Source organism: Kitasatospora sp. NPDC088160 (assembly GCF_044741445.1).
Classification (GTDB): domain Bacteria; phylum Actinomycetota; class Actinomycetes; order Streptomycetales; family Streptomycetaceae; genus Kitasatospora.
Genome location: NZ_JBIUSS010000017.1, coordinates 223,321 through 230,908 on the forward strand (window position 1 = coordinate 223,321; position 7,588 = coordinate 230,908).

6 protein-coding genes are annotated in these 7,588 nt (G+C 72.7%); 5 read left to right on the forward strand and 1 reads right to left on the reverse strand.

What is annotated here, in order from left to right:
- Positions 1–7 precede the first annotated feature (7 nt).
- The 5 genes from ACIOGZ_RS26240 (at position 8) to ACIOGZ_RS26260 (ending at position 6,423) form a co-directional block, all read left to right on the forward strand.
- Positions 8–868: a ketose-bisphosphate aldolase gene (locus ACIOGZ_RS26240; RefSeq protein WP_400987560.1), complete on the forward strand. Its 861-nt coding sequence runs from the start codon at positions 8–10 to the stop codon at positions 866–868.
- 50 nt (positions 869–918) lie between these two features.
- Positions 919–2,700: a beta-galactosidase family protein gene (locus tag ACIOGZ_RS26245; RefSeq protein ID WP_363586281.1), complete on the forward strand. Its 1,782-nt coding sequence runs from the start codon at positions 919–921 to the stop codon at positions 2,698–2,700.
- Positions 2,701–3,123: 423 nt separating this feature from the next.
- Positions 3,124–4,437 (forward strand): extracellular solute-binding protein, encoded by a 1,314-nt coding sequence (locus tag ACIOGZ_RS26250; RefSeq protein ID WP_363586282.1) that lies wholly within the window; start codon positions 3,124–3,126, stop codon positions 4,435–4,437.
- A gap of 112 nt (positions 4,438–4,549) precedes the next feature.
- Positions 4,550–5,506 carry a sugar ABC transporter permease gene (locus ACIOGZ_RS26255; protein WP_363378430.1) on the forward strand — a complete coding sequence of 319 codons (957 nt, stop codon included), beginning with the start codon at positions 4,550–4,552 and terminating at the stop codon, positions 5,504–5,506.
- Positions 5,503–6,423: a carbohydrate ABC transporter permease gene (locus tag ACIOGZ_RS26260; RefSeq protein ID WP_363633010.1), complete on the forward strand. Its 921-nt coding sequence runs from the start codon at positions 5,503–5,505 to the stop codon at positions 6,421–6,423. Before ACIOGZ_RS26255 ends, ACIOGZ_RS26260 begins: the two co-directional genes overlap by 4 nt.
- Before the next feature lie 55 nt (positions 6,424–6,478).
- Here the strand turns inward: ACIOGZ_RS26260 and ACIOGZ_RS26265 are convergent, their stop codons facing one another.
- The gene (locus ACIOGZ_RS26265) at positions 6,479–7,237 is read right to left on the reverse strand and encodes a DeoR/GlpR family DNA-binding transcription regulator (protein ID WP_363586284.1); all 759 of its coding nucleotides are present in this window, start codon (positions 7,235–7,237) and stop codon (positions 6,479–6,481) included.
- Positions 7,238–7,588 lie beyond the last annotated feature (351 nt).

The following is a 7,588-nucleotide window of genomic DNA, read 5'->3' on the forward strand; positions in this document are numbered from 1 at the left end:
AGAGTTCATGCCCCTGGCAGCCACCGGCGGCCTCGTCGCCCGGGCCGCGGCCCGGCACGGCGCCGTCGCCGCCTTCAACGTCATCACCCTGGAGCACGTCGAGGCCGTCGTCTCCGCCGCCGAGACCGCCGGCACCGCGGTGATCCTCCAGGTGAGCGAGAACGCGGTGCGGTTCCACGGCGGGCGGCTGGCCCCGCTCGCCGCGGCCGCCGTGCGCTGCGCCGAGCCGAGCACCGTCCCGGTGGCGCTGCACCTGGACCACGTGAAGACCGGCGTCCTGCTCCGCCAGGCCGCCGAATGCGGGTTCAGCTCGGTGATGTACGACGCCGCGCACCTGCCCTACGCGGAGAACGTCGCCGCCACCCGCGAGGCCGCCGTCTGGGCGCACGGCGCCGGGCTCTGGCTGGAGGCCGAACTCGGCGAGGTCGGCGGCAAGGACGGCCGGGGGCCGCTGGACGCCCACGTACCGGGAGCCCGCACCGACCCCAAAGAGGCGCGGCGCTTCGTCGAGGAGACCGGCGTGGACGCCCTCGCCGTCGCCGTCGGCAGCTCCCACGCGATGACCTCCCGCGACGCCCGGCTCGACCACGACCTGCTCGCCGCCCTGCACGCGGCCCTCGACGTCCCGCTCGTCCTGCACGGCTCCTCCGGGGTCCCCGACGACGAACTGCGCCGCGCCGTCCACGGCGGCATAGCCAAGGTCAACATCGGCACCGCCCTGAGCATCGCCATGACGACCGCCGTCCGGTCCCACCTGGCGGCGGACGAGCGGGGCGTCGACCCCCGCGCGTACCTGGCCGCGGGCCGCGGGGCGATCACCGAGGCCGTCGGCCGGCTCCTACCCGTCGTCGCGGGAACCGCCGGATGACCGCGCCCCGGCCGACACCGTCCCCCGAACCACCCCCTCAAGGACCACTCATGCTCCAGATCGACCGGACCGGGTTCACGCTCGACGGGCGCCCCCTGCGCCTGCTCTCCGGCGCCCTGCACTACTTCCGCAGCCTGCCCGGGCAGTGGCCGCGCCACCTGCGGATGCTGCGGGCGATGGGGCTCAACACCGTGGAGACGTACGTCCCCTGGAACCTGCACGAGCCCCGTCCCGGCGCGTACGACTTCACCGGCATCGCCGACCTGGAGGCTTTCCTGCGGGCCGCCGCGGACGCCGGACTGCACGCGATCGTCCGCCCGAGTCCCTACATCTGCGCCGAGTGGGAGAACGGCGGCCTGCCCTGGTGGCTCCTGGCCGAACCGGGCGCGGCGGGCCGCGGCCTGCCGCTGCGCACCAGCGACCCGCGCTTCCTGGCCCACGTCGACCGCTGGTACGACACGCTGATCCCGATCCTGGCGGCGCACCAGACCACGCGCGGCGGAAACGTCCTGATGGTCCAGATCGAGAACGAGTACGGCTCCTACGGCACCGACCGGGCCTACCTCGCCCACCTCGCCGACGGCCTGCGCGCCCGCGGCATCGACGTCCCGCTCTGCACCTCCGACGGGCCGGAGGACTTCTTCCTCACCGGCGGCGCCCTGCCCGGCCACCTCGCCACCGTCAACTTCGGCAGCCGCGCCACCGAGGCCTTCGCCGAGCTGCGCCGCCACCGCCCCCAGGACCCGCCGATGTGCATGGAGTTCTGGAACGGCTGGTTCGACCACTGGGGGGAGCCGCACACCACCCGCCCGGCCGAGGACGCCGCCGCGGCCCTGCGCGAGATCCTGGCGGCCGGGGCCTCCGTCAACCTCTACATGGCCCACGGCGGCACCAACTTCGGCACCTGGGCCGGCGCCAACACCGCCGATCCGCGCACCGGCCGGGGCTACCAGCCGACCGTGACCTCCTACGACTACGACGCCCCGCTGGACGAACGAGGCGCCCCCACGGCCAAGTTCCGGGCCTTCCGCGAGGTCCTGGCGGCGTACGCGGACGGCCCGGTGCCGGAGCCCGAGGAGCTCCCGGCCACGCTGCCGGCGTGCCGGGTGGAGCTCGACCGGTCCCTGCCGCTGGCGGACGTGGTGGACCACCTGTCCACCGGCGAGGTCCGCTCCGCCGTCCCGCTCTCCTTCGAGGAACTCGGCCTCCCGCACGGCCTCGTCCGCTACCGGACCACCATCCCCGGCCCGCGCGCGGAATACCCGCTGACCGTCGAGGGGCTCGCCGACCGGGCCCACGTCCGCGTCGACGGCACCCACCTCGCCACCCTGGAACGCGACGTCGAGCACGAGCCCCTGCTCGTCCCGGTGCCCGGCGGCGGTGCCCGGCTGGAGCTGCTGGTCGAGTCGATGGGCCGGGTCAACTACGGCGCCGGGATCGGCGACCGCAAGGGGATCGCCGGGGCCCTGCACACCCAGCAGTACCTGCACGGGTGGACGGCCGACCCGATGCCGCTGGCCGACGGGACGCCGGACCGGCTCCCCTGGGGCACGGCCGGCGCCCCGGCCGCCGGCCCCGGCGCGGCCTTCCACCGCGGCGCCTTCGAGGTCGCGGAGCCCGCCGACGGCTACCTGGCGCTGCCGGGCTGGGGCAAGGGCTACGTCTGGGTCAACGGCTTCCTGCTGGGCCGCTACTGGGACCGCGGACCGCAGTGCACGCTCTACCTGCCCTGGCCGGTTCTGCGCAGCGGGACGAACGAGATCACCGTCCTCGAACTCGACCGGTCCGGCGAACCCGCCGTGCACCTGGTGGCCCGGCCCGACCTGGGCTGACACCCCGTGCACCCGGCCCGTCGCCCGGCTCTCCGACCGGGTCTCCGCGCGACGGGCCGTGTCGAAACCGAGACCGCTTCGTGCTCCGAAGCTCTAGGAACCTGCTCGATATTGAGCAATACTCATCCGAACTGCGCACCATAGAGCAGGGGGTGGTCCGATGGGCACGCGACCACCGACACCCGGACCGGGCCAGGGCCAGGGCCAGGAGCCGGACCAGGATCCGGCCCGGTGAGGAGGCCGCCGACGCGCGGCGGCACTCCCGGCCGGCCCCAGAACCTCCGGAACCCGGACACCCCTGCCGACCCCCACCGCACCCCCACCTCCACCCCCACCGCACCGCACCCGCTCGCGCCAGCCGCCGTCCACCCGACGCCGTGCCGCGATGGCCGAGGGCCAGTACACGTAAAGGACGAGATCCTCATGGCGAAGACACGAATCCGCACCCGCCTGCTGGCCGCCGCCGCCACGCTGCCGCTGCTCACCGGCATCGCGGCCTGCGGATCGGGCGGTGACGGCGCCTCGGGCGGCGGAGGCTCCGCCGAGGTCACGTTCTGGGGCTGGGCGCCGGGCTACGAGGAGGCGGTGGCCCAGTACAACGCGGCCCACCCGGACGCCAAGGTCAAGTTCGAGAAGATCGTGTCGGGCAGCAAGGGCGGCTACGCCAAGATCTTCGCGGCCGTCAAGGCCGGCAACGCCCCCTGCCTGGCCCAGGTCGGCTACGAGTCGCTGCCCAGCTTCGTCGTGGAGGGCGCCGTCCAGGACGTCAGCGGCGAGGCCGGGCAGTACCAGTCGCAGTACGGGGACGGCGCCTGGAACGCGGTGAAGGTCGGCGGCCAGGTGTACGGCATCCCGGTCGACGTGGGCCCGATGGCGCTCTACTACCGCACCGACCTGTACGCCCAGTACGGTCTGAAGCCGCAGGCGACCTGGGAGGAGTTCGCCGCCGACGCCGCCAAGGTGCACGCCGCCAACCCCAACGGCTACCTGAGCGTGTTCAACCCGGACGACCCGTGGTGGTTCGCCGGCATGTCCGCCCAGGCCGGCGGCAGTTGGTTCGGCACCGACAGCAAGGGCTGGAAGGTCTCGCTCGCGAGCGACCCGGCCACCGCCAAGGTCGCGAAGTACTGGCAGGGCCTGATCGACCAGGGCCAGGTCAAGTCCGAGCAGGGCTTCAGCCCCGACCTCTACAAGGACCTCCAGGACGGCACGCTCGCCGCCTACCCCGGCCCGGTCTGGTTCTCCTCCATCCTCGAACAGAACGCGGCGCAGGCGTCCGGCAAGTGGGCGGTCGCCCCGATGCCGCAGTGGCAGGGCGGCGCCAAGTCGGTCGGCAACGACGGCGGTTCGTCCACCGCGGTGGTCAAGGGCTGCAAGAACACCGCCGCTGCGCTGCGCTTCGCCAACTGGATGAGCACGGACGCCGCCGCCGTCGGCACCCTCGTGGACAAGGCCGGCATCTACCCCGCCTCCACCAGCGGCACGTCGGTGCCGGCACTGGCGAAGCCGAGCGCCTACTTCGGCAACCAGCCGATCTTCGACGTCTTCAAGCAGGCGACGGCGCAGGCCCCCAAATGGAGCTGGGGCCCGACCATGACCCAGACCTCCAGCGACCTCACCGACGCCTTCGGCGCGGCCGTCGCCGCCCACGGCGACCTGACGGCGGCGCTGGGCACGGTGCAGAACAAGACCGTCGACGCGATGAAGTCCAAGGGGCTGACGGTCACCGCCGGCTGACCGGCTCGCCGGCGGACCCCGCGCGGTCCGCCGGCCCGGGCGCGTCCGACCCGTCCGACCCGTCCGACACGTCCGAGGGACCGACCACCGCCCGCACGAGAGAGAACCCCAGATGAGCGCAGCAACCCCGGCGGCGCCGGGCCGCACCGCCCCGAAGGCCGCCACCGCACGACGGACGCCGTCCCGCAACCGCGCGGCCCTCGGCTTCCTGGCCCCCTTCGGCCTGCTGTTCACCGTCCTGTTCCTGCTGCCCATCGGGTACGCGCTCTGGCAGAGCCTGTACCGCGTGGAGCGCTCCGGCCTCGGCTTCGGCCCGGCCAGAACGGTCTTCGCGGGGCTCGACAACTACACCGCGGCCCTGGGCGACGGTTCGTTCCTCGCGGGCGTCGGCCGGGTGCTGCTCTTCGGCGTGGTCCAGGTCCCGGTGATGCTCGGACTGGCCCTCGGCCTCGCCCTGCTGATCGACGCCAAGGGCACCCGGCTGCGGAAGTTCTTCCGGCTCGCCTACTTCCTCCCGTACGCGATCCCGGGCGTCGTGGCCACCATCCTCTGGGCGTTCCTCTACCTGCCCGGCACCAGCCCGCTCGTCGCCGGACTGAGGGACATCGGCATCGACGCCGACTTCCTCTCCTCCGGCACCGTCCTGTGGTCGATGGCCAACATCGTCACCTGGACCTGGACCGGCTACAACATGCTGGTCATCCTCTCCGCCCTGCAAGCCATCCCCAGCGAGCTCTACGAGGCCGCCGACCTCGACGGCGCCGGCCCCTGGCGGACCGCCTGGCACATCAAGATCCCGCTGGTGGCCCCCGCCCTGGTGCTGACCGGGATCTTCTCCATCATCGGCACCCTCCAGCTCTTCACCGAGCCGATGGTCCTGCATTCGCTGGCCTCGACCGTCTCCGCCGACTACACGCCCAACATGGCGGCGTACAACGCGGCGTTCGGCACCAACGACTACGGCAAGGCCGCGGCCATCGCCGTCCTGCTGGCCCTGGCCACCTGCGTCCTGTCCTTCACCTTCCTGCGCCTCTCGGTGCGCATCACCGGAAACCGGGTGACCGCATGAGCACCGCCGACCTCCGCCGCCGCCCCGAGACCGCGGGCCCGGCGCGCCGCCGCCCCGCCGGGCCCGCCCGACTGGGTGCCCCCGGCCGCCGTCCGCGCCCCAACGTCCTCGGCACGGCCGTCCTGTTCGTGCTCTCCGCCTACTTCCTGCTGCCCGCCTGGTGGCTGCTGGTGGCCTCCACCAAGAGCAGCAGCGACCTGTTCGGCAGCGGCGGTTTCTGGTTCTCCACCCTCCACCTCGGCGACAACCTGCACGACCTGGCCACCGCCAACGGCGGGCTCTACTTCCGCTGGCTCCTCAACACCGTGCTGTACGCGGGCGTCGGCGCCGCGGCCGCCACCCTGCTCGCGGCGATGGCCGGCTACGCGCTCACCAAGTACCGGTTCCGGGGCCGCGAGGCGGTGTTCAACACGATCCTCGCCGCGGTGCTCGTCCCCGCGCCGCTCCTCGCCCTGCCGGTCTACCTGCTGCTGTCCAAGGCCCATCTGGTCAACACCGTCTGGGCGGTCCTGCTGCCCAGCATGGTCAGCCCGTTCGGCGTCTACCTCAGCCGGATCTACGCCGCCGCGTCCGTCCCGGACGAGATCCTGGAGGCCGCCCGGATGGACGGCGCGGGGGAGTTCCGGATCTTCTTCACGGTGGTCCTGCGGATCTTCTCGCCGGCGCTGGTGACCATCTTCCTGTTCCAGTTCACCACCATCTGGAACAACTTCTTCCTGCCGCTGGTCACGCTCTCCGACCAGAAGCTCTGGCCGGTCAACCTCGGCCTCTACTACTGGAACGGCCTGCGGGACCACACCCCGTACAACCTGGTCGTCACGGGCTCGTTGGTCTCGGTCGTCCCGCTGGTCGTGGCCTTCCTGCTGTTGCAGCGGTTCTGGCGCACCGACCTGACGGCGGGCGGCGTCAAGGCCTGAACCGGGCCCCGGGGCGTGGTCGGTGGATCAGGCCACCCCCGGGGCCCGTCGGCGGTCAGGCCCGCCGGACCCGGACGCCGCAGCCGGTGACGGCCCGCTGCTGCGCCTCCGTCAGGCCGTCGTCCGTCACCAGGTCGTGGACGTCGGAGAGCGGGCAGATCCGGGCGAAGGTGACCTTGCCGACCTTGGTGCTGTCGGCCAGCACGACCGAGCGCGCGCTGCTGCGCAGGAACGCCCGGTCGGTCTGGGCCTCCATCTCGTCGTGCGTGGTGCAGCCCTCCTGCGCCGTCAGGCCGTCGACCCCGATGAAGGAGATGTCCAGGTGGTACTGCGAGAGCATCCGGTCGGCGGCCGGACCGACCAGCTCGTAGCTGGCCGTGCGGGCGATGCCGCCGATCACCACGAGGCGCACCTCGGGGCGGACGATCAGGTCGGCGGCGATGTTCACCGCGTTGGTCACGACGGTGATGCCGGTGCGCTCGGCGAGCACCCGGGCGAGCTCGCTGGTGGTGGTGCCGCCGCTGAGGCCCACCACCGCCCCCTCCGGCACGAGTTCGGCCGCGGCCAGGGCGATCCGGCGCTTCTCCTCCCGCTGCTTCTCGCCGCGGTGGCGTAGCGGCAGTTCGAGGTTGACCGAGCCGGTCACCGCGCCGCCCCGGGTGCGGTGCAGCAGCCCCTGCTCGTGGAGCTCCTGGAGATCGCGGCGCACGGTCGCGGTCGAGACGTCCAGGAGTTCGGCGAGCGCGTGCACATCGGCGCTCCCCGCTTCGGTGACGTGCGAGAGGATCCGGGTGGCGCGATCAGCTTTGAGCATGACGAGATTCTAGCCCGGTCCGGAGCCAAACCCCTGGGTGGCGCCGGGTCGGACTGATTTCGGCGAGCAGGTCGCAGGTCTGGTCGTCCGCTCGAAACTGACTATCATGGCGATGAAACAAGCAACTTCACTCAGTTCTACGGCTGCCCGGAGCAGCGCCGGAGGTGACCGCGTGACCACCGCGGACCGTGACCGTACCGCACTGGCCGGCGCCCGGCTGGTCCTGCCCGGCGGCGTCGTCGAGGGCGGCCGCCTGGCCGTCGAGGGCGACCGGATCGCCGGCCTCGGAGGCGAGAGCGAGCCCGGCGACCTCGACCTGACCGGGTACACCGTCGTCCCCGGCTTCGTCGA